General features: G+C 36.9%; 1 protein-coding gene. It reads left to right on the forward strand.

Annotated features, from left to right (window positions below):
- Positions 1-36 precede the first annotated feature (36 nt).
- A complete protein-coding gene (locus HF876_RS18735; RefSeq protein WP_240949840.1) occupies positions 37-606 on the forward strand; it encodes a DUF2695 domain-containing protein in 570 nt (189 codons plus the stop codon).
- The last annotated feature ends 29 nt before the right edge of the window (positions 607-635 follow it).

Genomic DNA, 635 nt, shown 5'->3' on the forward strand with positions numbered 1-635 from the left:
AACTAACGCCGCAGGTTAGTTGAAGAAGGAAAATGAATGATAGAAAACGAAAATATAAATGGAATTAAAGGTGAGGTTTTTATGGAAAAGCTCGAAGCATTAAAAGAAACTCTAATCGAAGGTCAAAAATTATCAATGCAAGGTTCGTTGGAAAGGAGAGCCCCAGCAAAAAAAGCGGTTCCTTTTCTTTTAGAAGCAAGGCAAGGGTTAAAGGATTATGTAATAGAAAACGGAACAAATCCTCTTGCTTGGCGTTTGTTGTCGCAAGCCGAAGAATGCTTACTCAATTATAACAATGCTATTTATTGTCTGGAAAGGGCTATGGAGTTGGTTAAAAAGAACCAAAAGGACCTTAAAAGACTTGCCCTATTAAAAGACTATGGTGGAATGTGGAATGAGCTAAACTTATCCGCAGAACAGTTGGAGTCCCTCGGTATATTTTTGAATGAAAAGTTAAATGCCGATGATTGTGACCACTCTCTTAAATTTACAAAGAGATGGCTGGAAGATAACATACCTAAGAGTAAACTATCTAAAATCGTAAAAGCATTGAAGAATCAAGGCGGATTCTGTGATTGTGAGGTACTCTCTAATGTTGTTGATTAATAGAGCTTGTTGAACTAACGGGTGCTTTA

It is taken from the genome of Psychrobacillus sp. BL-248-WT-3 (genome assembly GCF_012843435.1).
Classification (GTDB): domain Bacteria; phylum Bacillota; class Bacilli; order Bacillales_A; family Planococcaceae; genus Psychrobacillus.

What these genes read in the sequence shown, in the direction of transcription:
- HF876_RS18735 (WP_240949840.1), top strand. Translation starts at nt 37, where the DNA reads ATGATAGAAAACGAAAATATAAATGGAATTAAAGGTGAGGTTTTTATG.